This window comes from Sphingorhabdus sp. EL138, from assembly GCF_945862485.1.
In the GTDB taxonomy this organism is placed as follows: Bacteria; Pseudomonadota; Alphaproteobacteria; order Sphingomonadales; family Sphingomonadaceae; genus Sphingorhabdus_B.
The window spans coordinates 16,489-40,335 of sequence record NZ_CAMAYF010000007.1 but is presented as its reverse complement, the minus strand read 5'-3'; the positions used below and the strand labels follow the sequence as shown (position 1 = coordinate 40,335).

Genomic DNA, 23,847 nt, shown 5'->3' with positions numbered 1-23,847 from the left:
TTATTTCCCGAATTTACGCTGCGTTTTGCCATAACGCATTTTGCGCGTGCCGGGTTGGCCCTCCGTCGCGCGGCCCTTGGGTGCAGCGACATGTTGCTGGTGCGGTAGGCCAAGCTCGGTTGCCTCCAGTGACCGAATTTCGTCACGAAGGCGGCCTGCCTCTTCGAACTCTAGATCGGCTGCAGCAGCGCGCATCTTCTTTTCCAGTTCGTCAATATAGGCGCGCAGATTATGCCCGACGAGGTTGTTGGCACCATCGGCGTCAATTTCGACAAGCACAGAATCGCGGCTTGCCGTGTCGGCGACGATGTCATGGATATCGCGCTTGATTGTGGCGGGGGTTATCCCATGTTCAACATTGTAAGCATGCTGCTTTTCACGGCGGCGGTCTGTTTCGCGGATCGCGCGTTCCATGCTTCCAGTCATACGGTCGGCATAGAGAATCACCCTGCCCTCAACGTTACGCGCCGCGCGACCAATGGTTTGGATTAAGGATGTTTCGCTGCGTAGGAAGCCTTCCTTGTCGGCATCCAATATTGCAACCAGCCCGCATTCGGGGATATCGAGACCTTCCCGCAGCAAGTTGATACCCACCAGCACATCATACACGCCGCGCCGCAAATCGCGGATCAGTTCAATGCGTTCCAACGTCTCGACATCGCTGTGCATATAACGCACGCGCAGCCCAGCTTCATGCATGAACTCGGTCAGGTCCTCTGCCATTCGTTTCGTCAGCGTGGTGACCAATGTGCGGAAGCCGGCCTCTGCCGTTTTCCGGCATTCGTTGATGCAATCCTGCACTTGGTCTTCGACCGGTTTTATCTCAACCGGCGGATCGATCAGTCCCGTTGGACGAATGACCTGTTCGGCAAAGACGCCGCCCGATTGCTCCATCTCCCACCCGCCGGGCGTTGCCGAAACGCACACCGTCTGTGGGCGCATGATATCCCATTCGTTAAAGCGCAGTGGCCGGTTGTCGATGCAAGAGGGCAAGCGGAAACCATATTCGGCCAAGGTCAACTTACGCCGGTGGTCGCCCTTGGCCATTGCGCCGATTTGCGGCACCGTCTGATGGCTTTCGTCAACGAACAGAAGCGCATTGTCTGGCAAATATTCAAACAAGGTCGGCGGCGGTTCCCCGGGCAAGCGCCCCGTGAGAAAGCGCGAGTAATTTTCGATGCCAGCACACGAACCCGTTGCGGCAATCATCTCGAGATCGAAATTGGTCCGCTCTTCTAGGCGTTGCGCCTCCAGCAATTTGCCTTCGGCGACCAGTTCCTTCAATCGCTCGGTCAGCTCAAAACGGATGGCCTCGCTCGCTTGTTTCATCGTCGGGCCGGGGGTCACATAATGGCTGTTGGCATAAACGCGCACGCTGTTGAGCTTCGCGCCGGTATGGCCGGTTAACGGGTCGAATTCGGCAATCTCTTCAATCTCGTCACCAAAGAAACTGACGCGCCATGCGGTATCTTCATAATGCGATGGGAAGATCTCGAGATTATCACCGCGCACGCGGAAATTGCCACGGCCAAAGGCCATGTCGTTGCGCTTATATTGAAGCGCCACCAGCTTGCGGATCAATTCCCGCTGATCAACGTTTTCGCCTTTTTTCAGGTCGAAGATCATCGCAGAATATGTTTCGACGGAGCCGATACCGTAAATACAGGACACCGAAGCGACGATGATGACATCATCGCGTTCTAACAAAGACCGGGTCGCCGAATGGCGCATCCGGTCAATGGCCTCGTTCACGCTCGATTCTTTTTCGATGTAGGTGTCGCTGCGCGGGACATAGGCCTCGGGCTGGTAATAATCATAATATGACACGAAATATTCGACGGCATTGTCGGGGAAGAAGCTTTTAAACTCGCCATAAAGCTGCGCCGCCAATATTTTGTTTGGCGCAAGGATAAGTGCCGGACGCTGCAAGGCTTCAATGACCTTGGCAACGGTGAAGGTCTTGCCCGACCCCGTGACGCCCAACAGTACTTGGTTCTTTTCGCCCGTTAAAGCGGTGTCTACAAGCTCCCGAATCGCGGTCGGCTGGTCCCCGGCTGGTTCGTAGTCCGACACGATCTTAAACGGCCTGCCGCCCTCCAACTTGGACGGGCGTTCCGGTCGGTGCGGGGTGAAGGTGCCAACCGTGTCCGGTTCTTCCAGCCCACGGCGGATGATGAGCTCTGCCATGTTCGCTCTATGTGCCTTGTACGCTGCAAGGGCAAGAGGGCTACGTGGGAATGCGAGCCGATGCACCAAATTTACCTCGCTGCATGGCTGATATTTTTTATCGCTGTTGCCTTTTGGCGGCGGCGGCGACACAAATATATTCGAGAGAAATGAGGTGGTGTATCGATGCTTAAATTTTTCCTTCTGGGTGCCGCCGCGCTCACATTATCCGCATGTTCGGACAAGGGAGCTGACGGAGGCGCAGATAAGCGCGCTAATGGCATCATCGATAGCCAAGAGCGTACCGCTGAAATGGATTATGATGCGTTTATTCCAATGAAGGCCGGACTTTGGGAAACCAATTTCGTCTTTACGGACATCAATGTTCCGACATTGGGTAAAGCCGAAAAGCAGCAGATCATGAACGAAGTAACGAAAAGCACCTCCAGCCGGAGCTGCTTGACCGAAGCGGAGGCGACTACACCAGATGCGGATTTCTTTGGCGGGAATGGTGCTGAGAAATGCGTTTACAAGGCGTTCGATGTTTCTGGACAAAATGTGCGTATGAAACTGTCTTGCGGCATGGAAAGCATGGGCAGCGTTGATATGGAACTTACCGGCGTCATGGGCGCAACGGATTTTAATTATGACAGCAGGGTAGATATCCGCCTGCCGATGGTCGGTAAGGTCGCCATGCAGGGCAATGCGATGGGCAAATATATTGGTGCCTGTCCCGCGTCATGATGAACCTCCGCCGCTTAAAATTGGTCCGCGCAACGCTGGCGGCGGTAATGGCCGCCGGATGTGCAACAAGCGCTCATGCAGAAACGCTCTCTGACCAGACCAATATCCAACCTGCAATGGTCAAAATCGATTTCACATCGGATAGCATCACCTCCGCGATAGTGGAGGGCGATGCCGGCGTTGCTGGGCGGGCCGTGACCATAGACGATCCGGCGCGGGTTGCCTCTATTTCGAAATTGGTCGTTGCCATCGGCGTCATGCGCCTATCGGAGCAAGGCAAGCTTGATCTCGACCGTGACGTGAATGAATATCTGGGTTGGCGGGTGCGCAATCCAGCCTTTCCCGATGCGCCGATTACCTTGCGCGCCTTGTTATCGCATCAAAGTGGCTTGCGTGACTCTGTGGATTATATCGTGCCGCTGGATGGCATCCTTGAGACGGTCCTTGCCAACCCAAAGGCATGGGAACTGAACCATGCGCCGAGCACTTATTTTTCTTATGCCAATATCAATTCGCCCTTGATCGCGGCAGTGGTGGAGGGTGCAACGGGCGAACGGTTTGACCGACTTATGGCGCGGCTGGTGTTGACGCCGCTTGGGTTGGATGCCTGCTATAATTGGGGTGCTGGGTGCAGCGACGGGCGGCGCGCGCAGGCGGTTACATTGTTGCGACCCAATGGAGACCTTGCGCGCGATGCGCCGATGAACGGGCCTGATCCATGCGCGGTTTATCCAGCCAGCGACGGTAGTTGTGACGTCGATAAGCTTTATGTGCTTGGTCGCAACGGGTCTGCTTTTAGCCCGCAAGGTGGCTTGCGCATTTCGGCGCGCGATCTGGCAAAAATTGGCCAATTGCTTTTGCGCGATGGCGCACCTTTGTTGTCGCCCAAAAGTTTCGCGCAGATGATTGGCCCTGTCTGGACCTTTGACGGTAAAAATGGAGATGATGATAAAGGCTATTTTACCGGCTATGGACTTGGCGTGCATTGGTTGACCGACACGCAGGGCAATCGCTGGTTCGGCCATGTGGGGGAGGCCTATTCGCTGCGCGCAGGCTTTTGGATCAACCCTGTCGAACGTAAGGGTTTTTACCGCTATGTGACGATGGTTGATGAATTTTCCACGGTCGGGCATTGCTTTGACCGCTGCCCATGATAGCGTGGGCGATAGATAACGGAAAATTGTGGCAACGGGGGAATTTAGATGATGAAACGGTCTATTTTGGGCGCCTTATTGGCCAGCGCGTTGGTCGTAACTCCGGCAGCTGCGCAGCCAGATTACGCAGACGCGATTAAGGCCGACTATGATAAGTCGCTGGCAAGCCTGTGGGACCATTTCCATCGCAACCCCGAATTGTCATTCCGCGAATTTAAGACCGCCGCGCGTATGGCGCAGGAGCTACGCGCCGTCCCCGGCATGGTGGTGACCGAGAAAGTTGGCGGCACCGGCGTCGAGGGCATGCTGAAAAACGGTAATGGCCCAGTCGTTCTTGTCCGTGCGGATATGGATGGCTTGCCAGTGCAAGAACGCTCCGGTCTTGCCAATGCGTCCATAGTGAAACAGGTCGGGGTCGATGGCTTTGAAATGCCTGTTATGCACGCGTGCGGCCATGATGTGCATATCACCTCATTGGTGGGTACAGCCCGTCAGTTGGCGCGGATGAAAGATCGCTGGAAAGGGACGGTATTGTTCATCGTCCAGCCTGCCGAAGAACGCGTTGGCGGCGCAAAAGCGATGATTGCAGATGGACTTTACACCCGTTTTCCAAAGCCCGATTATGCATTGGCCTTCCATGTCGCAGCAGAGCTTGAGACCGGTAAAATCTCGGCCTCAGAAGGCATTCAATATTCGTCAGCGGACAGCGTTGATATCCGTGTTCCCGGCATCGCCACCCATGGCGCAGCGCCGCAATTGGGCCGCGATCCAGTCTATATTGCCTCGCAGATCGTTGTCGGTCTTCAATCGATCATCAGCCGTGAAAAGGGTCCATTGGACCCCGGCGTGATTACCATTGGCGCTTTCCACGCCGGAACAAAGCATAATATCATATCCGAATATGCTGACTTGCAGGTCACAGTGCGTTCCAACAATCAGGCCGTGCGCGACCAGCTGATTGCCTCCATCGAGCGCGTTGCCAAGGGCATTGGCGCGGCACATGGCTTGCCCGCAGATAAGTTACCAGTGGTAACCGTTATCGAAAGCGCACCTGTCACGGTCAATGACGGCGCGCTTGCCCGCCGCTTGAACGGGGCTATTGCCGATGCCTTGGGTAATGATGTGGTGACACCATTCCGTCAGACGACAATGGGCGCGGAAGACTTCGCCTTCTTCGTGGATCAGAAACATGGCATTCCGGGTTATTATTTCGCCGTTGGCGGGACGAAACCTGAATGGATAGCTGCGGCCAAGAATGGCGGGCCGCCAGTGGCTGGCCACCATTCGCCTTTGTTCAAAATTGATCCGGAATCATCCGTACGGCTGGGGATTGAGGCAACGACCGCTGCGGTGCTCGATTTGCTTGGGCCAAGCAAAAACTGATCGCTGGCCAAGCAGAGTATAGGATAGCCCATTATGGCGCGCAAAATTCGCGATCATTACGAACCGGATGATGCGTCGGCGGAACCAGAGTTAAGCTGCTGGCTCTGCTCCCGCCCGATGGGTAATGTGACCGAGTGGCATCATCCCGTGCCCAAAAGCCGGGGCGGGAAAGAGCGGCAACCTGTGCACCAAATCTGCCACCGGACCATCCACGCTAATTTCACCAACAGCGATCTCGAAAAGCGCTTCGCCACTGTCGACGCTTTATTGGCGCATGACGAAATCGGGCGGTTTGTCGACTGGATAGCCAACAAACCGCCCGACTTTAACGCGCCGACCAAAGACCGGCGTTAGCATGTTCGGCGCAGGCGCGAGTTGCGCGCCTTAATGGGATGCTTGTGCGTGCGCATCATCCTTCGTCTTCCAGAGGGAAAACAGGATGCCGCCCAAGATAAGGCCGAAGGTCACGCCAAGGCTTAACACCGGCGGGAACTTGTCGCCGTCCATGAGGAAGTGGGACACGAAGATCTTCGAACCAATGAAGACAAGGACCAGCGCGAGCGCATATTTTAAATAATGGAAGCGATGGACCATCGCAGCCAACGCAAAATACAAAGCGCGCAGGCCCAATACCGCCATGATGTTGGACGTGTAGACAATGAAGGTGTCTGTGGTGATCGCAAAGATCGCTGGCACCGAGTCTACTGCAAACACCAAATCAGCCAGGTTGATGACCACCAGCGCAAGGAACAAGGGCGTTGCCGCACGTACCATCTTGCCAGATTTCTCGTCGGGCACCATGACGAAGAACTTCTCGGCATGAAGCTCCTTGGTGACGCGCATATGTGTTGAGATATATTTGACGACCGGATTCTTCGCGACGTCCATTTCCTGGTCACCACTGAACAGCATTTTGATGCCAGTGGCGATGAGGAAGCCTGCGAAAATATACAGGGTCCAACCATATTCCTGCACGATGGCCGCACCTGCAGCGATCATGAGGCCGCGCAACACGATAACCGCGATAATGCCCCACAAAAGCGCGCGATATTGATATTTTCGTGGTATCGCGAAGAAGGTGAAAATCAGGCTGATGACAAAGACATTGTCGATCGACAGTGCCTTTTCGATGAAAAAGCCTGTATAATATTTCATGCCCATGTCGGCGCCTTTTTGGAACCAGACCCATAGGCCAAACAGCAGTGCAATGCTGATATAGAAAGCCGACAGCTTCAGACTTTCGGCGATGCCCATTTCCTTGTCCTCCTTGTGCAGGATACCAAGATCAAAGGCTGTCAGCGCGACAACAATGCTCAGAAAAGCGAGCCAAAACCAGACTGGTGTCCCCAACCAATCCATTGTCAAAAATTCCATGAAATATTCCCTGTTTTACCGGATGTCGTGCACCACGCGGACGAAAATCCGCGTGGTGGCTAAGTTTCAAAATTTAGATTTTGTTAAGACGCAAAGGCCGCCGCAGCGGCGCTTTTGTGTGACTCTCGAGCCTATCCTTGATTGCCAGTTTAAGCCGCTTCAGCCTTTGAACGCGAAAAATGTCTGGCCAACGCCGGGTGATTTCGGCGCGCAATTCGCGGTCAATCTTCTGGTGATATTGCATCAATCGAAATGACGATAATGTCATAGCTCATCCTCTTTGAACATAGTTTAAGTTCAATCGGATGTTCCGGGCATGGCCAAGCGTATTTCGGGGGTATTTGAAGACCACCTGACCACTGCACCGGAAACATCCGATGCGGCCGACATCACGTTCCTTCCGAAGAAGCGAGCGTCAGAGGGGCCCGATCCGCTTCATTTTTATGGAGCGATTCAGTCCGAATTGCAAGGCGATTGCGACACAAGAAACTCGGCTCGTCGAGTTAATCCCTCAACAGGTCGTTGATTGCTGTCTTTGCGCGGGTCTGCGCATCGACACGTTTGACGATGACGGCACAGGACAAATTTGGGCCGGGGCTACCATCGGGCAAGGCCTTGCCGGGGATCGAGCCTGGCACGACGACCGAGTAAGCTGGGACGCGGCCAACGAATATTTCGCCTGTCGTGCGGTCGATAATCTTGCTGGTGGAACTGATGAACACGCCCATGGACAGCACGGCGCCTTCTTCGACAATTACGCCTTCGACAACCTCCGACCGCGCACCAATGAAGCAATTGTCTTCAATGATTACTGGCCCAGCCTGAAGTGGTTCCAAAACGCCGCCAATGCCAACGCCGCCGGACAAATGTACATTCTTACCAATTTGGGCGCAACTGCCGACGGTAGCCCATGTATCGACCATCGTCCCATCATCCACGCGCGCGCCAATGTTGACAAAGCTGGGCATCAGGATGACGTTTTTGCCGACATAGCTGCCATGTCTGGCAACGGCCCCGGGCACGACGCGGAAACCTGCGTCGCGGAAACGGTCGGCATCCCAACCGCTGAATTTCGACGGAACCTTATCATAAGCAGGCGCGCCGGACGCCCCACCATCGACCAGAATATTGTCATTCAGGCGGAACGACAAAAGCACAGCTTTTTTCAACCACTGGTGGACCTGCCAACTGCCAGTCAGCTTTTCAGCCACGCGATACGACCCGTCATCTAGGCCAGCCAAGGCCGTCTGCACCGCGTCACGCACTTCGCCTTGGGTAAAGCTGGAAATGCTGTCGCGTGCGTCCCATGCTGCATCAATGATTGTGGCAAGTTGGTCAGTCATATAGTTCTTTCAATGGCGTGCAGTGAGGAAAGCCATGCGCTTACATCGGCAATCTCATGATCAATGAATGGTTCTGCGTCGCTGCTATCAGCTTCGACGTCATGATTCACCCAAATAGTTGTCATGCCCAAGGCCTTCGCTGGGCCAAGATTATGGGCCGAATCCTCGACAAAAAGTGCGCGGGCCGGATCGATATGTAGCTCAATGCACAGTCTGTCATAACTCGCGGATGCAGGTTTTGGCAGATGCTGCATCCGGTGAATATCGAATATATCCTCAAACACGCCATCAAGGCCGCGCGCCGCTAAAACCCGATGGGCATAAGGCGCATCTGCGTTCGTAAAAATCAATTTGCGTCCCGGTAAAGCTTCGATATGGCTACGCAGATCGGCGGCGGGCTGCAACAGGGTCATGTCCACATCATGGACGAAATCAAGATACCCATGTGGGTCAACGGCATGTTCGGCCATCAATCCGCCCAGCGTGGTTCCATATTTCTTCCAATAAGCGTGCCGAATTTGGTGCGCGGCGTCGGAATCGATGTTGAAAAACCGTTCAACATATAACGCAATTCGGTCCCGAACTTGCGCCATTATATTCGCCTCTGGCCCGTAAAGGGTAAGGTCTAGATCAAAAATCCAACTGTCGATATGTTCGAAACGCGAATGCATCCAACTGCCTAGCCAGAAAAGCAGCTTTACTCAACGGGGACGTTAAGATTAGCAAAAACGAACCATGCTTAATTGCATATTTAATCGCTGAAAGTGGTGTCTGTATGCATGAACCTCGCTTTGGTCGTAAAATTGCGATCGGCAGTTCGCTCATTTTTGCACTCGCGCTGTCTGCTTGCGGCGGAGGTGAGGTGCGTTCTACACCGGTGCCGCCTCCTCCTACAGCAGACTTGCCGCCGGCGCCTGCCGCAACGCCCCCTGTACCCCCGCCGCCGCCAACGACCAGTTTCGCAACTCCGGAATATCTCCGCTCGGATGGACCAAGTTTTCATCGGGCGATCACTGCCTATCAAGCGGGCGCCAGCGGGCACGGGGTCACTGTTGGCGTAATTGATTCCGGGATTGACCCAAATAGCCACGAGTTTTCGGGCCGAATCCATGCGCAGTCGGCGGATGTGACGGGCGCGGGTCGACTGCTTGGCGATGATGATGGACACGGCACGAGCGTTTCGCGCGTTTTGGCTGCCGCCAAGAATGATCGCGATGTCCACGGTATAGCGTTTAACGCCACAATATTAGCATTGCGCGCCGATCAAGTGGGAAGCTGCGCCCCAACGGCTCAGGGTGTGGATGAGGCGGGGTGTTCGTTCTTCGATTCTGCAATTGCCGCTGGCGTTGATCGCGCCGTGGACAATAAAGCACGCGTGATTAATATTTCGCTGGGTGGTGCAGGCGGCGCAAGCAGCGCGCTGCGCACCGCAATAAACCGTGCGACATCGGCTGGCGTTGTGGTGGTTGTGTCAGCAGGAAATGAGGGGAATGAATTAGATCCCGCATTTGATCCGAATAGTCCAAGCCCCTTTGCGCAAGCATTATTGGCCAATGGCAACGGGCTTGTCATCATTGCCACTGCCGTTGATGACGATGGCATCATAGCAAAATTCAGCAACAAGGCAGGGGTTCTGCAGAATGCGGTGCTATCTGCCCTAGGTCAAAACATTTGCTGCGAATATCGCAACGACACGATTTACCGTTTAAATGCCAATGATGGGACGTCTGTTCGGGTGTATAATGGCACGTCCTATGCTGCGCCACAGATCGCTGGTGCCGCAGCTTTGCTGGCGCAGGCCTTTCCGAATTTGACCGGCGCACAGATTGTGAACTTGCTGCTGACATCGGCGCGTGATGCTGGGGCCCCAGACACCGATGCGATTTACGGGCGTGGCATATTGGATATTGGGCGCGCCTTTGCACCTGCGGGAACAACATCGCTGGCCGGTACAAACACAGCTGTTGCGCTGAACGGCAATGGCGGGACAACATCGATGTCCATGGGGGACGCTGCTTCAGCTCCTATGTCAATAAACGCAGTGGTGTTGGACAGCTATGGCCGTGCGTATGATATCAATGTGGCCGAAGGGCTAAGCCCAAGCGCGCCACGTCTTCGGCTGACGCCTGCTTTGGTGGATCAGGGACGATCCGTCAGCATATCGCGCGGAGCAACCGAACTCGCCTTTTCCATCAGCGACGGTGACGCCGGAGGTCCGCGCTTTTTTCCATTGCCTCTGTCCTATGGGCAACAGAGCCAAGCGCGTATTTTGGCAGGCCGCGTGAGTGCCGCGATAGCACGCAACACACGGTTTAGTTTTGGCATCCGTCAAGCGGCAGCGGGCCAAGTCGTGGCATTGCAGGCTATGTCGCGGGCTGCGTTTCTAACCGCGACCGATGCGCAAATGGACGGCGGTTTTGATCGCGCACCGGGACAGTCATTGGCGTTGCGCCGTCAACTTGGGCGCGTCGGTCTGACAGGAAGCGTTGAGGCAGGCCAGGCACGTGTCTTCGAGCGCGGTGGCGCGGCGTATTTGCGTAGCGCAAACAAGCTTTATTCTTATTCCTCCCTCGGCCTGTCGCTAGACCGCCAGATTGGCCCTGCCAGACTCGCTGTTGGCGCACATTGGATGCGTGAAGACGAAACCGTTCTTGGTGCTCGGTTCGCCAACTTCATTGGCCAAAATGGCGCACGCAGTCTATTTGTTGACGGCCGGGGCGATGTGACATTGATTGGGCCGTGGACGCTTGGCGCAAGCTGGCGGCAGGGTTGGACCACCCCCAATGCTGGCGTGTCGCTGGCCGGCCAAAGCCTGTTGCACAGCAACGCCTTTTCGCTGGACCTGTCGGGCGCTCATGTGTTGACGCGCGGTGACCGCATTGCCTTCCGGATTGCGCAGCCCTTGCGCGTCACACACGGCGGACTCGCCCTCAATCTGCCGGTGGCTTATGATTATGCAACGCTTGGAACGACATTTGCTGTCCGCCAGATTTCGCTTGCACCAAAGGGGCGGGAAATTGCTAGCGAGCTTGCATGGGGCGTGCCGATATATGGCGGCCATTTCTCGTCGAACCTGTTTTGGCGGCAGGAGCCAGGGCATTTTGAAAACGCGCCCGATGATGTGGGCGTTGCCTTCCGCCTGCACTTTGACTTTTAAACGGTAAAGCTTTCGCCACAGCCGCAACTTCCAGTTGCATTGGGGTTGGTGAACACAAAGCCGGCGGCAAATTCATCCTCGACCCAGTCCATGATTGACCCGACGAGATATAGCACAGAGCCGCCATCAATATACAAAACACCACCCGGTGTTTCGATCTTTTCATCGAACGCGACGGCCTCAGTTACATAATCGACTGAATAAGCAAGGCCCGAGCAGCCGCGACGCGGGGTGGACAGCTTGACGCCAATCGCGCCTTCGGGGGCCTTGGACATCAGTTCGGCAATCCTCGCCTCGGATGCTGCGGTAAGCATAACTGCCGCAGGGCGCGCGCGTGTTTTAAGATCAGTCATAACATTCCCAGCTCCAAACGGGCTTCATCGGTCATATTGGCTGGGCTCCATGCCGGCTCCCACACCAAATTCACTTCGGCATCGCCAATGCCGGGTACCGCACCCACGCGCAGCTCAACCTCTCCGGGCATCGATTCCGCTACCGGGCAGTGCGGCGTCGTGAGCGTCATGGAAACGACCGCATGGCCATCATTAATCTCGACATTGTAAATGAGGCCAAGGTCATAAATGTTCACCGGAATTTCGGGGTCATATATTTCCTTGAGCGCAGCAATCACCGCCTCGTACAAATCACTGTCAGGTTCGCTTGGCGCGGGCATAGATGGTTTTTGTGCAAGGAAACCCTCAAGATAATCCTTTTCGCGTTCGACATTCTCGGTTGCGCTATCAACCCGCGCCTTTGGCGGTTTTTCTACGCTATCGACTTCTTCTATGCGGATGTTCTCGCTCATCCAAAAATCCTCTTCACCCGTTCGAGGCCGCGCACCAAAGCCGCGACGTCATCTTCGTCATTATAAATCCCAAAGCTTGCCCGCGCTGTGGCAGACACGCCCAAATTGTCCATCAACGGCTGCGCACAATGGTGGCCAGCGCGAATGGCGACATTTTCTTCGTCCAATATCGTGCCGATGTCATGCGGATGCACACCTTCCATGGAGAAGGAGACAATCCCCGCGGATTGTTCAGGGCCGTATAAAGTGATGGAATTGATCGACTGCAGCGCATCACGCGTCTGTGCGGCAAGTGCGCTTTCATGTGCGAAAATTTTGTCAGGACCAAAGCTGTCGATGAAGTCGATGGCGGCATGCAACCCGATGACCTCAATGATCATCGGTGTCCCCGCCTCAAATCGCGATGGCGCGGGCGCATAACTCGTTTTCTCGAACGTCACCCGGTCAATCATCGCGCCGCCGCCTTGATAAGGGGGCATCGTATCCAGCGTTTCGGCCTTTGCCCACAACACGCCAACACCGGTCGGACCGTATAATTTATGCCCGGACATCACGTAAAAGTCGCAGTCTAACGCCGCCATGTCCAAATGCATTCGGGGTGCAGCCTGACAGCCGTCGAGCAGCAACTTTGCGCCAACCGCATGTGCCGCATGCGCGGCACGTTTTGCGTCGAGCACCGAACCAAGCACATTGGACACATGTACGAGTGCGACCATCTTGTGCGCTGGTGTTAGATGGGCCTCTAACCAATCAAGGTCGATCTGACCGTCCTCGGTCAACGGACACACATCAATAAACGCGCCAACCTTTTCGGCAACCATTTGCCATGGCACGATGTTGCTGTGATGCTCCAGCTGGCTCAGCATGATGCGGTCGCCCGCCATCAAGTTCGCTGTGCCCCAGCTATGCGCGACAAGATTAATGCCCTCCGTTGCACCCCGAACAAACACAATTTCATCGGCCGAAGCCGCACCCATAAACCGCGCCACACGGGTCCGCGCAGCTTCGAACGCCACCGTCATATTCGCCGACCGCGCATACACACCGCGATGCACCGTTGCGTAATCTACGCCACCAGCCCGCATCATCGCGTCGAGCACGACCTGGGGTTTTTGCGCTGTCGCGGCGGTGTCGAGATAATGCCAGTTGTTAGCGAGGCCCGGGAATTGGTCGCGAATGTTCTCTGCCTGCAAAAGGGGAGACATGGCGGTAGCAGTGCTCACACCAATTCGCCCAATTTCTTCAACGCCGCTTCGGTCAGCATCTCTTCATCCCCCGCGCCTTCAAACACACCCGCGACAAAGGCCTGCAGCATCAATTTTTTTGCGTCCGCTGGCGATAGGCCGCGGGCTTGCAGATAGAATAGCCCCATCGGGTCCAATTCACCAATCGCACAACCATGCGCACATTTGACGTCGTCGGCGTAGATTTCGAGTTCGGGCTTCGCATTGGCTGTCGCGCTGCGGTCAAGCAGCATGGCCTTCACCGATTGCTCACTGTCGGTCAGCTGCGCATCGCGCGCAACCGCGATCTTGCCCAAATAAGTTCCGGTTGCAGTATCCGCGAGGACCGAGCGCACGATCTGTGATGACGTCGCTTTGGGTTCGGCATGGGTGACGGTCGTAATGATTTCGAGCGTCTGCGCGTTCCCACCAATTTGCACGCCGCCGAGTTTGAAATCCGCGCCCTCATGCAAGGTCACATTCAATTCAACGCGGCCATATTCGCCGCCGATATTGAGCACATGGACCGCCGCTGTCGCATCTTTGCCAATGGCGACATCAATTTGGTGGATGGATCCCGTGTCTTGAACAATCGTGCGCGCATAATGACCGCCTGCGGGCACAATGATGTTTTCAGGCGCAGGAAGAGGCCACGCCGCAGCAACCGCGGCAATATCGCTGTAGTGCCAAGCTTCGTCGTGGCGGGTGGGGAGCAAGGCAGTCACTCCCACACTCCGTCACCCTGAACTTGTTTCAGGGTCCATTTCGCTTCTATACTCTTTGGCTTGATCGTCACGATAGATGCTGAAACAAGTTCAGCATGACGGTGTTGGATAAAGGCAATGTAGATACTCACGCCGCTAGTTCCTTATATCCGTCACGCTCGAGTTCCAGCGCGAGCTCAGGTCCGCCACTCCGCGTGATGCGCCCATCGGCGAGGACGTGGACAAAGTCCGGCTTCACATAATCGAGTAAGCGTTGGTAATGGGTGATAAGCAACACGGCCTTATCGGGGCGCCGCATGATCCGGTTGATGCCGTCGCCGACGATGCGCAATGCGTCGATGTCGAGGCCGCTGTCGGTTTCATCGAGGATCGCGAGCGCGGGGTTAATGATGCCCATTTGGACCATTTCATTGCGCTTCTTTTCACCGCCGGAAAAGCCGACATTTACAGGGCGCTTGAGCATGTCCATATCCATGCCCAGCGCTGTCGCTTGTTCACGCGCAACTTTAAGAAATTCCGCGCCCGATAGTGGAGCTTCGTTTCGGTTCTTGCGCTGCGCATTCAATGCTTCACGCAAAAACTGGACATTTGATACGCCGGGAATTTCGACGGGATATTGGAAACCTAAAAAACACCCAGCCGCCGCGCGTTCATGCGGTTCGAGGTCGAGGAGGTTTTGGCCGTTAAATGTCACCTCACCCTCCGTCACCTCATAACCTGGTCGGCCGGACAGCACATAACCAAGCGTTGATTTGCCCGCACCATTCGGTCCCATGATCGCGTGGATTTCGCCTGCGTTCAGGGAAAGTGTGAGGCCTTTAAGAATAGGCTTGTCGCCAACATTGGCGTGGAGATTTGTAATTTGGAGCATGTTACTTCTTTTATCCATCAAAGCTTGGTTCGATCATTGGGCGCTGTTTGGTTTATCCAACCGATCCCTCTAAGCTAATTCCCAGCAGTTTCTGTGCCTCCACCGCAAATTCCATCGGCAGTTGCTGCAATACTTCCTTGGCAAAGCCATTCACAATCAACGTCACCGCTTCTTCCGTGTTTAAGCCGCGGGCCATTGCGTAGAACATCTGGTCATCGCTGATCTTGCTTGTCGTTGCTTCATGTTCAATCTGTGCGCTTGGGTTGCGGACTTCGATATAGGGAACGGTGTGTGCGCCGCTTAAGGACCCGAGCAGCAGCGAATCGCACTGGGTGAAGTTGCGCACGCCTTCGGCATTCGGCGCAACGCGGACCAAGCCGCGATAGGTGTTGTTGCTGTGTCCGGCGCTGATGCCCTTGCTGACGATGGTCGAGCGGCTGCCTTTGCCATTGTGGATCATCTTGGTGCCGGTGTCGGCTTGCTGATAATTGTTCGTCACAGCGACCGAGTAAAATTCGCCCACCGAATTTTCCCCATTCAATACGCAGCTTGGATATTTCCATGTCACGGCGCTGCCGGTTTCGACCTGAGTCCAGCTTACCTTGCTGTTTCGGCCCTGACAAAGCGCCCGCTTGGTTACGAAATTGTAGATGCCGCCTTTACCCTCGGCGTCGCCGGGATACCAATTTTGCACCGTCGAATATTTGATTTCGGCATCGTCGAGCGCGACGAGTTCAACGACAGCGGCGTGCAATTGGTTTTCGTCGCGCATCGGCGCGGTGCAGCCTTCGAGATAGGACACGTAACTGCCCTTGTCGGCGATAATCAACGTGCGTTCAAACTGGCCGGTGTTTTCGGCATTAATCCGGAAATAGGTACTAAGCTCCATCGGGCAACGCACACCTTCGGGGATGTACACGAACGTCCCGTCGGAAAAGACTGCGCAGTTTAATGTCGCGAAATAATTGTCGTGCATCGGCACAATCTTGCCGAGCCATTTTTTCACCAGCTCCGGATATTCTTTAATCGCTTCTGATATGCTGCGGAAGATAACGCCGGCGCGCTCCAGTTCGGCGCGAAAAGTGGTGGCGACCGAGACACTGTCAAACACGGCATCAACCGCGACGCGGGGTTGCGGCAAGCCGCCATCTTCGCCGCCTTCTACACCCGCGAGCAACTTCTGCTCGGCAATTGGAATACCAAGCTTTTCATAAATGCGCAGGATTTCAGGATCAACCTCGTCCAGCGAACCAAGCTTTGGTTTCGCCTTTGGCTCGGCATAATAATAGGCGTCCTGATAATCGATGGGTGGCACGTTGAGCTTGGCCCAATCGGGCGGCGTCATCGTTTTCCAACTTGCGAACGCCTTCAACCGCCATTCGAGCATCCATTCGGGCTCATTCTTTTTGGCGGAGATAAAGCGGACGGTATCCTCGGTCAGGCCCTTGGGCGCGAAGTCGGTTTCGATGTCTGATGACCAGCCATGCTCATAATCCGCGACGCGTTCTGCGGCATCCCAAGCGGCCTTGTCCTTAATGTCCATGTCATCGCTCATCGCGTTAATCCCGCCAAATTGATTTGTGCTAAGGCACCGCGCACCGCATTGTTGACCACTGGCCAGTGCGCCTGGACGTGGCAGCTGCCTTCCTTCACACAATGTTGCCCCATCGCTTGTTTGTGTGAATCGCAACATATGGTCAGCGCAATCGGACCTTCGACAGCTTCGATAATATCGGCAATGGTGATCGCGGCTGCGGGGCGGGCCAGCATGATGCCGCCGCCTGTACCACGGGCCGAACGCAACAGGCCCGCCTTTGTCAATATGCTCACCAGCTTTTGCGTCGTCGGCAGGGCCAGGCCAGTTTCGGCGGCAAGATCAGTGGCCGACACGCGCGCAAAACCGCAGTGGCGCGACGCTGCGCTCATGATCACCACTGCATAATCGGCCATATTCGACAAACGCATATTGCGTCCCCTAATCAGATAAATTTACTCCGATTGGGGGCAGATGGTCCCTTTATACATGGAAATCAAGCCGGAAAGGACTCCGTGTCGCTGAAATTATTTTTGTGCAGCACAGCGTTGACATAATCTTCCAGCTTTCGCGTTTCCACCTCTGCAAACCGAAGGCCAAGCTTGCTGCGCCGCCACAATATATCTTCAGCGGAACGCGCCCATTCGCGGCTGATGAGATAATTGACCTCAACCGCATATAGACCATGCCCGAAATCCGTACCCAAATCGGCAAGTGCGCTGGCGTTTGATAAGAAGGAACGCGCCTTTGTTCCGTAGCTCCGCACCCAACGGTGAACAAGTGATGCAGGCAAATAAACATGCTCCCCCTGAATATCTTGGGCGAGGCGATTGGCGCCATCAATTGGGAAATCCCCACCTGGTAATGGCTGACGCAATGTCCAGCTTTCGCCTTTAAGTATAGCCAAATGCTTTGAAAGCCGTTCGACCGCACTCTCGGCTAAGTGCCGATAGGTGGTTATTTTGCCGCCAAAGACCGAGAGGATAGGTGCCGTTTCGTCTGCACCTACATCCAGTTCGAAATGATATCCACGCGATGCTGTTTCCGGTTTGCCTGAGCCGTCATCGACCAAGGGCCGGACACCGGCAAAGCTGTACAGCACGTCCGCAGCTGTGATGGTTTGTTTGAAATAGGCCGCGGCCGACGCGCAAATGTAATCAATCTCTTCTGCCGTCGCGTGAATGTCTTCCAACGAACCTTTATGGTCGGCATCAGTCGTCCCGATGAGGGTAAAGTCATCCTCATACGGTATCGCAAAGAATATGCGGCCGTCGGGGTTTTGGCAGAAATAAGCTTGCGGTGTGTCGAACATCTTGCGGACCACGATATGCGATCCTCTTACCAAGCGGATTGTACCGCCTGATGGCCGGTCATGCCCACTTGTCCGTGCGAGCAAGTCGAGTACCGCTGGTCCCGCCGCATTGGCAACCGCGCGGGCACGGACGGGTTCTTGTCCGACAATTTGTATATGCCACAATCCGTCGCGACGCTCGAGGTGCGTCACTTCGGACCGGGTACGAATATCTGCCTTATGTTCCGCGGCGTCCATCGCGTTCAAAACGACCAAGCGCGCGTCATCGACCCAGCAGTCCGAATATTCAAATGCCTTCACAAATTCGGGCCGAAGCGGTTTGCCCGCAGGCTCGGTTTTTAAATTGACCGTCCGAGTCGCGGGCAGCAATTTCCTGCCACCAATATGGTCGTACAGAAACAAACCAAGCCGCACGAGCCACGCAGGACGAATCCCTTTTTGATGCGGCAAAATGAAACGTAGCGGCCAGATGATATGCGGGGCGATGGCCCAAAGCCGCTCGCGTTCGATCAAGGATTCGCGCACTAATGCGAATTCATAATGCTCAAGATAGCGAAGCCCCCCATGGATGAGCTTCGTCGAGGCGGACGATGTGCCACGCGCCAAATCCCCGCGTTCAAGCAGGATGACTTTAGCGCCCCGACCAGCGGCGTCCCGTGCAATACCTGCGCCGTTTATGCCGCCGCCAATTACGGCCAAATCATAAATTATCTGATTCATAAAAATGCCCATGCAAATGCCGCTGCCGCTATAAAGGCGGTCAAGGTCGCCAGTATCACCGGAAGCAGTGCTCTCCACCCTTGGGTGAGTAACAGATCAAGCCGTGACCGCATAGCGGTGGCCGTCACCGCAAACAACAGCATCGCCTTGGAAGCGACCAGGCCATATTCCGCCACCCAGTCGGGCGCGTCAACGATGGAATTTAAGGCAACGGTAACAAAGAAGGCGATGATGAACCATGGCAGCTTCAGTTTGGACACGAAACTTGTGGAGCGGCCATCGGTTGAACCAATAGCAAGCCCGACAAGCGCAACCGCTGGTGCAAGGAGCGCGACGCGGGACAGTTTCACGATCGTCGCCGTCTCACCTGCCGATTGTGAGAAGCTATAGCCGCCACCTAAAGATTGCGCGACGTCATGCACCGCAGCGCCCATTAAGAAGCCCGCTTGTGTGTCAGTGAAATCGAGCTGTACCGCAATGAGCGGGTAGAAGGACATGGCGACCGCGCTTGCCAAAGCCACGCCAACGAGAATGAGCGTAAACTGCGACTGGTTCAGGCGCTCGCGGCCTATAACGGCGTAAATCGCCAAGGCTGCGGATGCGCCGCAAATGGCGGTCGCGCCGCCGGCTAACCAGCCTACGTAGCGGCTTTGTCCGCCGAGACGCGCACCTAAAAGCCCAGCACCCATGACCAAAGACATGATGCCGAGCAGTCCCAAAAATGCGAGCGCACCGAGCCCGCCAATTTGCATCGCAGTGACTTGTGTGCCCAACAACACAATGCCCCAGCGCAAGCAGGACGTGCCGCAGAAATCAAGCCCGGGATGCACCTTTTGTTCAGCCGACACAAAATTGAGTGCCAGGCCAAGCAGCAAACCCGCCAAGATGACGGGCATGCCATAATGTTCAGAAAACCAAGTTGCGGCGACGGAGGCAATGCCGACGACCGCAAGTCCCGGAAACAAGGCGCTGATTGTTAACCGTTTGGCGCGCGCAGGATTATCCTCCGCGAGGTAGGTTTCGCCGTACAGGTCAGCGATGTAATTCGCGTTTATGTCTTGCGGTGTCATATCGCCTTCTATAGGCGAGTGCGCGAGGAGTTCCAGCATAAAGCGGGATGCGCTCTCGGCCGAGCGGGGGCAATGATGCAGTGGGGTCAAGCGATATGAAGCCAATCACGCCGACGCTGCGCTGGGTGCTATTTGGGCTGCTATGTGTCGCCGGAATCTTCAATGCCATGGATCGGCCGGTTATCGCGATCCTGAAGCCCGATATTTCGACTGACCTCGGCTGGACTGATACCGATTTTGCCAATCTCGCTTTTGTAACGCAGGTTGCAGCAGCGCTGTCTTTCCTGTTCACTGGTTGGCTTGTTGATAGAATCGGCGTGCTGCGTTCGATGATAGCTGGCGTAACGACATGGAGTCTTGCCGCCATGGCGCATGGCTGGGCAATCGCAGGCTGGCATGTTGTGGCTGCGCGTATTGGCCTTGGCGCGACCGAAGCCGTGCAAACGCCGCTGACCATCAAGACCGTTGCAACCCTTTTCCCCCCGGACAAGCGTTCGTTCGCCTTTGGTGTCGGCACGGCGATTGCCGGTATTGGTACCATCACCATGCCGTTTTTCATCCCCGTCATTGCCGCTATTTGGGGATGGCGCGGGGCGCTCATCTTTGGCGGGGTCGGCGGTTTTATCACGCTGGCACTGTGGCTGTGGTGCGCGCGGGGAGTGAAGTTTGACGATAAAGCCGAAGACGCCAGTCGAGACTTTGCCGATGATGGTGCGCCTTATGGCCCGATATTGATGGAACGGCGTACGTGGGCAATCGTGATCGCCAAAATGTTGTCCGACGCGACTTGGTGGCTCATCAATTTCTGGCTGCCAGATTTTTACCGCAAGGAATTCGGTCTGACGACAAGCGAGCTTGCGATCCCGCTTGCGATTGCGTTTTTCGGGTCGGGGGCTGGCGCATTGTTTGCAGGCTGGTTGTCAACGCGGCTTTTAGAGGCCGGGTGGAGCGTCAACCGCGTGCGTAAGACGATCATGTTCGGGTCGGCGGCGATTGTGGTGCCATTGCCTTTTGTTCTCACGCTGGACTCGTTCTGGCCTGTGGCGATCATGATGGGTTTTGTGATGGCCGGGCATCAGGGTTTTTCGTTATCGATATTCTCGATTATCACCGACGTCGTGCCGCGCGGCAAGGTTGGGCGCGTTACCGCCTTTGGCGCATTTATGGGCAATATGGGGGGTGCCTTGATTCAGCTGGTGACGGGCGCTGTCTTGGCCGCCGGATTGGGTTTCACACCGCTGTTTATCTTTGCGGCGGCGTCTTATTTACTCGCCTTGGGCTGGTTGCATTGGCTTTTGCCAAATATTCGGCGCGTTGAGAAAGGCGGAGCAATTGCCGCATGATAGCTAGATATGAAATCTTCATGTGACGCGTCAGCGCGCCACATGAAGATGTAATGCATCTTAATGCTTATGCGGGCTTTGCGAGGCCCTCGGTTTCGACGAGTTCTTGCAATTCGCCAGCTTCGTACATTTCCATCATAATGTCGGAACCGCCCAAAAACTCGCCCTTAACGTAAAGCTGCGGGATTGTAGGCCAATCGCTATAGTCCTTAATGCCAGCACGGATTTCCATGTCTTGCAGCACATCGACGCTTTCATAAGCGACGTTGAGATGGTCAAGAATGGCTATCGCCTTGCTCGAAAAACCACATTGCGGAAATAATGGGCTGCCCTTCATAAACAGAACAACATCATTGCCTTTGACGATCTCTTCGATCCGTTCGTGAACGCTCATCTTTTATACTCCAAAAATTCTAATTCTGAGGAATGGCTGTCGTAAGCTGCAAGGCATGCAAAACGCCGCCCATCCGGCCCCCCAACGCGTCATAAACTGCCTTATGCTGCTTTACACGGGGTAGTCCGCGAAAGCTCTCGCTCACTACGCGTGCGGCATAATGGTTGCCGTCACCTGCAAGGTCGGTAATCTCCACCAACGCGTCGGGCAAGGCGGCCTTAATCATGCCTTCAATTTCATCTGCCTGCATTGCCATTATGCTGGCTCGATAAACTGGCGGCGCGCTTCGACCATCTTGTCTTCAAGCGCGCTACGGATCATGGCGTCATCAATTTCAACGCCTGCCGACGTCAAATCACCTAGCAGCTTGCGCACCACGTCTTCGTCGCCAGCTTCTTCAAAGTCTGCTTGCACCACAGAAGTGGCATAAGCGGTGGTTTCTTCTGGCGTAAGGCCCATTTTTTCGGCGGCCCACTGCCCCAGCAGCTTGTTCCGGCGGGCGGTTATCTTGAACTGCGTTTCTGCGTCATGCGCAAACTTGTTTTCAAAAGCGGTTTCGCGGTTGTCGAAACTTGTCATGTTGCAGTTCCTATCTGTTGCCTGCCCAAGATAATGGCTTTGCGTCCAATCAACAAGGCTGATGCATGTCAAATGTGTACCACTAGTTTCCCTACAGCCGCGCGGTCACCAAGCCGTGCAATCGCAGTCCCGGCATCGGCCAGCGAGAACGTCTCGGAAATGCGCGGCTTGATCTTGCCCGCGGCATAGAGATCAAACAGTTCGGAAACATTGGCATGGTTCTTTTGCGGTGTGCGCGCGGCAAAGGCACCCCAGAAGACGCCGCAAACGTCGCAGCTTTTAAGCAATGTCAGGTTCAATGGTAGCTTGGCGATACCAGCGGGGAAGCCAACGACCAAAAACTTGCCTTCCCATGCAATAGCGCGGACCGCAGGCTCGCTATAGTCCCCGCCGACCGTGTCATAGATGATGTTATAACCATCGCGGCCAGCGGCGGTCTTAAACATCTCGGCCACGGCTTTGGATTGGTCCTTATCGAAGGGCTGATGCGGGTAAACCAAAACTTCATCGGCGCCAGCTTCGCGCGCGATGTCCGCCTTCGCTTCACTCGAAACACCTGCAACAACGCGTCCGCCATAGGCCTTTGCCAACTCAATCGCCGAAATGCCGATACCGCCAGCACCACCAAGGACAAGGATATTGTCCCCAGCCTTCATATGACCACGATCCTTCAGCGCATGAATCGACGTACCATAAGTCATGAGCAATGATGCACCATCGTCAAAAGACATGCCGTCTGGCATTTTAAAGCAGTTGAATGCTGCGACGGCGACCTTTTCGGTAAGCCCACCATTGCCGCACAGGCCAATCACGCGGTCGCCAATGGCAAATCCGCTGACGCCATCGCCAATCGCTTCGACGACACCGGCGATTTCGCCGCCTGGCGCAAAGGGGCGTTCTGGTTTGAACTGATACAGGTCGACAATCATCAACGTGTCGGGAAAGTTGATCGAGCACGCCTTTACCGCGACCACGACTTGACCCGGGCCAGCAACGGGCTCAGGCAATTCGCCTATAACGAGCGTTTCGGGGCCGCCGCTGGCGGTTGATAACAAGGCGCGCATGTCTCTCTCCTAGGCTTGGTTGGGCGACAGCCAGGGCTGGCTCGCCGATAACTTGTTTTCATAGGCAGAAATGGCATCGCTGCTTTTGAGCGTCAGGCCGATTTCATCGACACCGTTGATTAGGCAATGCTTGCGGAACGGGTCAATTTCAAATGCAAAGCGATCCTGAAACGGCGTGGTGACCGTCTGCGTTTCCAGATCGATATGAATATCATCGGTCTTCGCGACTTCCATCAGGCGGTCGATGGCATCTTGCGGCAGCACGATGGCCAGAAGTCCGTTTTTGAAGGCATTGCCTGAAAATATGTCGGAGAAACTGGGCGCAATGACCGCCGAAATGCCCAAATCGGCCATAGCCCAAGCAGCATGTTCACGGCTTGACCCACAACCGAAATTGTCACCGGCAATCAATATTGGCGCGCCTGCATATGCGGGATCATCAAACACATTTCCCGGCAAGCTTCGTAAGGTTTGAAAGGCGCCTTTGCCAAGCCCAGACCGGCTTATGGTTTTCAGCCATGCCGCAGGAATAATAATGTCGGTGTCGACATTTTTCAGCCCAAGCGGATAGGCTTTGCCTTTAACGCTGCTTATAGGCTGCATGCGTTTAGTCCGTTTCCGTTTTTGGATGATTCTGGCTTATTGGCTGAGCTTCGAGTTCCGGGGACATGGGTTCTAGCTTACCCTTTTTCTGGGTCATGCTGCGCCGACCGGCATATAATAATGCGGCCACTAACGCCGCTGATCCTAAAGCTGCGCCAACTTTTGCTGTGGTCGACCATTTGTCGGCCCCATCGGATTTTTTATCGGTCATGTATCTCTTCCTTGATGGACTCAACCTTAGCTTCGGCTGCTGTTGCAAGTAAAGAGAATAGCTTATTTTTGC

At 55.2% G+C, this 23,847-nt stretch carries 26 protein-coding genes; 6 read left to right on the top strand and 20 right to left on the bottom strand.

What is annotated here, in order from left to right; genetic code table 11:
• A complete protein-coding gene (uvrB, locus tag Q0O33_RS04830; protein ID WP_295496781.1) occupies window positions 1–2,187 on the bottom strand; it encodes an excinuclease ABC subunit UvrB in 2,187 nt (728 codons plus the stop codon).
• 165 nt (window positions 2,188–2,352) lie between these two features.
• Here uvrB and Q0O33_RS04825 point away from each other — a divergent pair, with 165 nt between their 5' ends.
• The 4 genes from Q0O33_RS04825 to Q0O33_RS04810 are packed head-to-tail and all read left to right on the top strand — an operon-like array spanning window position 2,353 to window position 5,801.
• Window positions 2,353–2,910, top strand: a complete 558-nt coding sequence (locus tag Q0O33_RS04825) for a DUF3617 domain-containing protein (protein ID WP_295496778.1) — start codon at window positions 2,353–2,355, stop codon at window positions 2,908–2,910.
• Complete coding sequence (locus Q0O33_RS04820; protein WP_295496775.1) at window positions 2,907–4,064, top strand: serine hydrolase; 1,158 nt, start codon at window positions 2,907–2,909, stop codon at window positions 4,062–4,064. The genes Q0O33_RS04825 and Q0O33_RS04820 overlap by 4 nt, the downstream gene beginning before the upstream one ends.
• A gap of 48 nt (window positions 4,065–4,112) precedes the next feature.
• Window positions 4,113–5,447 (top strand): amidohydrolase, encoded by a 1,335-nt coding sequence (locus tag Q0O33_RS04815; protein ID WP_295496772.1) that lies wholly within the window; start codon window positions 4,113–4,115, stop codon window positions 5,445–5,447.
• A 33-nt stretch (window positions 5,448–5,480) separates the two neighbouring features.
• Window positions 5,481–5,801, top strand: a complete 321-nt coding sequence (locus tag Q0O33_RS04810) for an HNH endonuclease (RefSeq protein WP_295496769.1) — start codon at window positions 5,481–5,483, stop codon at window positions 5,799–5,801.
• Window positions 5,802–5,831: 30 nt separating this feature from the next.
• Here the strand turns inward: Q0O33_RS04810 and Q0O33_RS04805 are convergent, their stop codons facing one another.
• From Q0O33_RS04805 to Q0O33_RS04790, 4 genes are all read right to left on the bottom strand, one after another.
• Window positions 5,832–6,821 (bottom strand): TerC family protein, encoded by a 990-nt coding sequence (locus Q0O33_RS04805; protein WP_295496766.1) that lies wholly within the window; start codon window positions 6,819–6,821, stop codon window positions 5,832–5,834.
• Between the two features lie 73 nt (window positions 6,822–6,894).
• A complete protein-coding gene (locus Q0O33_RS04800; RefSeq protein ID WP_295496923.1) occupies window positions 6,895–7,065 on the bottom strand; it encodes a DUF465 domain-containing protein in 171 nt (56 codons plus the stop codon).
• 259 nt (window positions 7,066–7,324) lie between these two features.
• Complete coding sequence (dapD, locus tag Q0O33_RS04795) at window positions 7,325–8,164, bottom strand: 2,3,4,5-tetrahydropyridine-2,6-dicarboxylate N-succinyltransferase (RefSeq protein ID WP_295496763.1); 840 nt, start codon at window positions 8,162–8,164, stop codon at window positions 7,325–7,327.
• Window positions 8,161–8,835, bottom strand: a complete 675-nt coding sequence (locus Q0O33_RS04790) for a pyrimidine 5'-nucleotidase (protein WP_295496760.1) — start codon at window positions 8,833–8,835, stop codon at window positions 8,161–8,163. Before Q0O33_RS04790 ends, dapD begins: the two co-directional genes overlap by 4 nt.
• A 104-nt stretch (window positions 8,836–8,939) precedes the next feature.
• On the opposite strand from Q0O33_RS04790, the gene Q0O33_RS04785 reads away from it, so the two are divergent.
• Complete coding sequence (locus Q0O33_RS04785) at window positions 8,940–11,321, top strand: S8 family serine peptidase (protein WP_295496758.1); 2,382 nt, start codon at window positions 8,940–8,942, stop codon at window positions 11,319–11,321.
• On the opposite strand, the gene Q0O33_RS04780 is transcribed toward Q0O33_RS04785, so the two are convergent.
• From Q0O33_RS04780 to Q0O33_RS04740, 9 genes are all read right to left on the bottom strand, one after another.
• Complete coding sequence (locus Q0O33_RS04780; RefSeq protein WP_295496755.1) at window positions 11,318–11,674, bottom strand: iron-sulfur cluster assembly accessory protein; 357 nt, start codon at window positions 11,672–11,674, stop codon at window positions 11,318–11,320. The two genes, Q0O33_RS04785 and Q0O33_RS04780, sit on opposite strands and share 4 nt — an antisense overlap.
• The gene (locus tag Q0O33_RS04775; protein WP_295496752.1) at window positions 11,671–12,126 is read right to left on the bottom strand and encodes an SUF system Fe-S cluster assembly protein; all 456 of its coding nucleotides are present in this window, start codon (window positions 12,124–12,126) and stop codon (window positions 11,671–11,673) included. The genes Q0O33_RS04780 and Q0O33_RS04775 overlap by 4 nt, the downstream gene beginning before the upstream one ends.
• On the bottom strand, window positions 12,123–13,331 hold the full coding sequence (locus Q0O33_RS04770) for a cysteine desulfurase (protein ID WP_295496920.1): 1,209 nt from the start codon (window positions 13,329–13,331) through the stop codon (window positions 12,123–12,125). Before Q0O33_RS04770 ends, Q0O33_RS04775 begins: the two co-directional genes overlap by 4 nt.
• 14 nt (window positions 13,332–13,345) lie before the next feature.
• Window positions 13,346–14,074: a SufD family Fe-S cluster assembly protein gene (locus tag Q0O33_RS04765; protein WP_295496749.1), complete on the bottom strand. Its 729-nt coding sequence runs from the start codon at window positions 14,072–14,074 to the stop codon at window positions 13,346–13,348.
• A gap of 127 nt (window positions 14,075–14,201) precedes the next feature.
• Window positions 14,202–14,945, bottom strand: a complete 744-nt coding sequence (sufC, locus tag Q0O33_RS04760; RefSeq protein WP_295496746.1) for a Fe-S cluster assembly ATPase SufC — start codon at window positions 14,943–14,945, stop codon at window positions 14,202–14,204.
• Between the two features lie 52 nt (window positions 14,946–14,997).
• A complete protein-coding gene (gene sufB / locus Q0O33_RS04755; RefSeq protein ID WP_295496742.1) occupies window positions 14,998–16,500 on the bottom strand; it encodes a Fe-S cluster assembly protein SufB in 1,503 nt (500 codons plus the stop codon).
• Window positions 16,497–16,910 (bottom strand): SUF system Fe-S cluster assembly regulator, encoded by a 414-nt coding sequence (locus Q0O33_RS04750; protein WP_295496740.1) that lies wholly within the window; start codon window positions 16,908–16,910, stop codon window positions 16,497–16,499. Before Q0O33_RS04750 ends, sufB begins: the two co-directional genes overlap by 4 nt.
• Window positions 16,911–16,975: 65 nt before the next feature.
• Window positions 16,976–18,511 (bottom strand): glycerol-3-phosphate dehydrogenase, encoded by a 1,536-nt coding sequence (locus tag Q0O33_RS04745; RefSeq protein ID WP_295496737.1) that lies wholly within the window; start codon window positions 18,509–18,511, stop codon window positions 16,976–16,978.
• Window positions 18,508–19,581, bottom strand: coding sequence for a putative sulfate exporter family transporter (locus tag Q0O33_RS04740; protein WP_295496734.1), 1,074 nt, complete (start codon window positions 19,579–19,581; stop codon window positions 18,508–18,510). Before Q0O33_RS04740 ends, Q0O33_RS04745 begins: the two co-directional genes overlap by 4 nt.
• Window positions 19,582–19,676: 95 nt before the next feature.
• Between Q0O33_RS04740 and Q0O33_RS04735 the strand changes: the two genes are divergently transcribed.
• Window positions 19,677–20,924: an MFS transporter gene (locus tag Q0O33_RS04735; protein WP_295496731.1), complete on the top strand. Its 1,248-nt coding sequence runs from the start codon at window positions 19,677–19,679 to the stop codon at window positions 20,922–20,924.
• Between the two features lie 67 nt (window positions 20,925–20,991).
• On the opposite strand, the gene grxD is transcribed toward Q0O33_RS04735, so the two are convergent.
• From grxD to Q0O33_RS04705, 6 genes are all read right to left on the bottom strand, one after another.
• Window positions 20,992–21,318 carry a Grx4 family monothiol glutaredoxin gene (gene grxD, locus Q0O33_RS04730; RefSeq protein WP_295496728.1) on the bottom strand — a complete coding sequence of 109 codons (327 nt, stop codon included), beginning with the start codon at window positions 21,316–21,318 and terminating at the stop codon, window positions 20,992–20,994.
• Window positions 21,319–21,337: 19 nt separating this feature from the next.
• Window positions 21,338–21,574 carry a BolA family transcriptional regulator gene (locus Q0O33_RS04725; protein ID WP_125229451.1) on the bottom strand — a complete coding sequence of 79 codons (237 nt, stop codon included), beginning with the start codon at window positions 21,572–21,574 and terminating at the stop codon, window positions 21,338–21,340.
• On the bottom strand, window positions 21,574–21,897 hold the full coding sequence (locus Q0O33_RS04720; protein WP_295496724.1) for a DUF1476 domain-containing protein: 324 nt from the start codon (window positions 21,895–21,897) through the stop codon (window positions 21,574–21,576). The genes Q0O33_RS04725 and Q0O33_RS04720 overlap by 1 nt, the downstream gene beginning before the upstream one ends.
• A 68-nt stretch (window positions 21,898–21,965) precedes the next feature.
• On the bottom strand, window positions 21,966–22,961 hold the full coding sequence (locus tag Q0O33_RS04715; protein WP_295496721.1) for an NADPH:quinone oxidoreductase family protein: 996 nt from the start codon (window positions 22,959–22,961) through the stop codon (window positions 21,966–21,968).
• Window positions 22,962–22,970: 9 nt separating this feature from the next.
• The gene (gene leuD / locus Q0O33_RS04710) at window positions 22,971–23,564 is read right to left on the bottom strand and encodes a 3-isopropylmalate dehydratase small subunit (RefSeq protein ID WP_295496718.1); all 594 of its coding nucleotides are present in this window, start codon (window positions 23,562–23,564) and stop codon (window positions 22,971–22,973) included.
• A gap of 4 nt (window positions 23,565–23,568) precedes the next feature.
• On the bottom strand, window positions 23,569–23,775 hold the full coding sequence (locus Q0O33_RS04705; RefSeq protein ID WP_295496716.1) for a hypothetical protein: 207 nt from the start codon (window positions 23,773–23,775) through the stop codon (window positions 23,569–23,571).
• Window positions 23,776–23,847 lie beyond the last annotated feature (72 nt).

Bases quoted from the DNA above. Each gene is read 5' to 3' on its own strand.
- dapD (WP_295496763.1), bottom strand. From the start codon at position 8,164: ATGACTGACCAACTTGCCACAATCATTGATGCAGCATGGGACGCACGC.
- sufC (WP_295496746.1), bottom strand. From the start codon at position 14,945: ATGCTCCAAATTACAAATCTCCACGCCAATGTTGGCGACAAGCCTATT.
- Q0O33_RS04735 (WP_295496731.1), top strand. From the start codon at position 19,677: ATGAAGCCAATCACGCCGACGCTGCGCTGGGTGCTATTTGGGCTGCTA.
- Q0O33_RS04825 (WP_295496778.1), top strand. From the start codon at position 2,353: ATGCTTAAATTTTTCCTTCTGGGTGCCGCCGCGCTCACATTATCCGCA.
- Q0O33_RS04740 (WP_295496734.1), bottom strand. From the start codon at position 19,581: ATGACACCGCAAGACATAAACGCGAATTACATCGCTGACCTGTACGGC.
- Q0O33_RS04720 (WP_295496724.1), bottom strand. From the start codon at position 21,897: ATGACAAGTTTCGACAACCGCGAAACCGCTTTTGAAAACAAGTTTGCG.
- Q0O33_RS04725 (WP_125229451.1), bottom strand. From the start codon at position 21,574: ATGGCAATGCAGGCAGATGAAATTGAAGGCATGATTAAGGCCGCCTTG.
- Q0O33_RS04770 (WP_295496920.1), bottom strand. From the start codon at position 13,331: ATGTCTCCCCTTTTGCAGGCAGAGAACATTCGCGACCAATTCCCGGGC.
- Q0O33_RS04715 (WP_295496721.1), bottom strand. From the start codon at position 22,961: ATGCGCGCCTTGTTATCAACCGCCAGCGGCGGCCCCGAAACGCTCGTT.
- Q0O33_RS04705 (WP_295496716.1), bottom strand. From the start codon at position 23,775: ATGACCGATAAAAAATCCGATGGGGCCGACAAATGGTCGACCACAGCA.
- Q0O33_RS04745 (WP_295496737.1), bottom strand. From the start codon at position 18,511: ATGAATCAGATAATTTATGATTTGGCCGTAATTGGCGGCGGCATAAAC.
- Q0O33_RS04810 (WP_295496769.1), top strand. From the start codon at position 5,481: ATGGCGCGCAAAATTCGCGATCATTACGAACCGGATGATGCGTCGGCG.
- Q0O33_RS04780 (WP_295496755.1), bottom strand. From the start codon at position 11,674: ATGACTGATCTTAAAACACGCGCGCGCCCTGCGGCAGTTATGCTTACC.
- Q0O33_RS04805 (WP_295496766.1), bottom strand. From the start codon at position 6,821: ATGGAATTTTTGACAATGGATTGGTTGGGGACACCAGTCTGGTTTTGG.
- Q0O33_RS04775 (WP_295496752.1), bottom strand. From the start codon at position 12,126: ATGAGCGAGAACATCCGCATAGAAGAAGTCGATAGCGTAGAAAAACCG.
- Q0O33_RS04785 (WP_295496758.1), top strand. From the start codon at position 8,940: ATGCATGAACCTCGCTTTGGTCGTAAAATTGCGATCGGCAGTTCGCTC.
- Q0O33_RS04750 (WP_295496740.1), bottom strand. From the start codon at position 16,910: ATGCGTTTGTCGAATATGGCCGATTATGCAGTGGTGATCATGAGCGCA.
- uvrB (WP_295496781.1), bottom strand. From the start codon at position 2,187: ATGGCAGAGCTCATCATCCGCCGTGGGCTGGAAGAACCGGACACGGTT.
- Q0O33_RS04800 (WP_295496923.1), bottom strand. From the start codon at position 7,065: ATGCAATATCACCAGAAGATTGACCGCGAATTGCGCGCCGAAATCACC.
- Q0O33_RS04790 (WP_295496760.1), bottom strand. From the start codon at position 8,835: ATGCATTCGCGTTTCGAACATATCGACAGTTGGATTTTTGATCTAGAC.
- leuD (WP_295496718.1), bottom strand. From the start codon at position 23,564: ATGCAGCCTATAAGCAGCGTTAAAGGCAAAGCCTATCCGCTTGGGCTG.
- grxD (WP_295496728.1), bottom strand. From the start codon at position 21,318: ATGAGCGTTCACGAACGGATCGAAGAGATCGTCAAAGGCAATGATGTT.
- Q0O33_RS04820 (WP_295496775.1), top strand. From the start codon at position 2,907: ATGATGAACCTCCGCCGCTTAAAATTGGTCCGCGCAACGCTGGCGGCG.
- sufB (WP_295496742.1), bottom strand. From the start codon at position 16,500: ATGAGCGATGACATGGACATTAAGGACAAGGCCGCTTGGGATGCCGCA.
- Q0O33_RS04815 (WP_295496772.1), top strand. From the start codon at position 4,113: ATGATGAAACGGTCTATTTTGGGCGCCTTATTGGCCAGCGCGTTGGTC.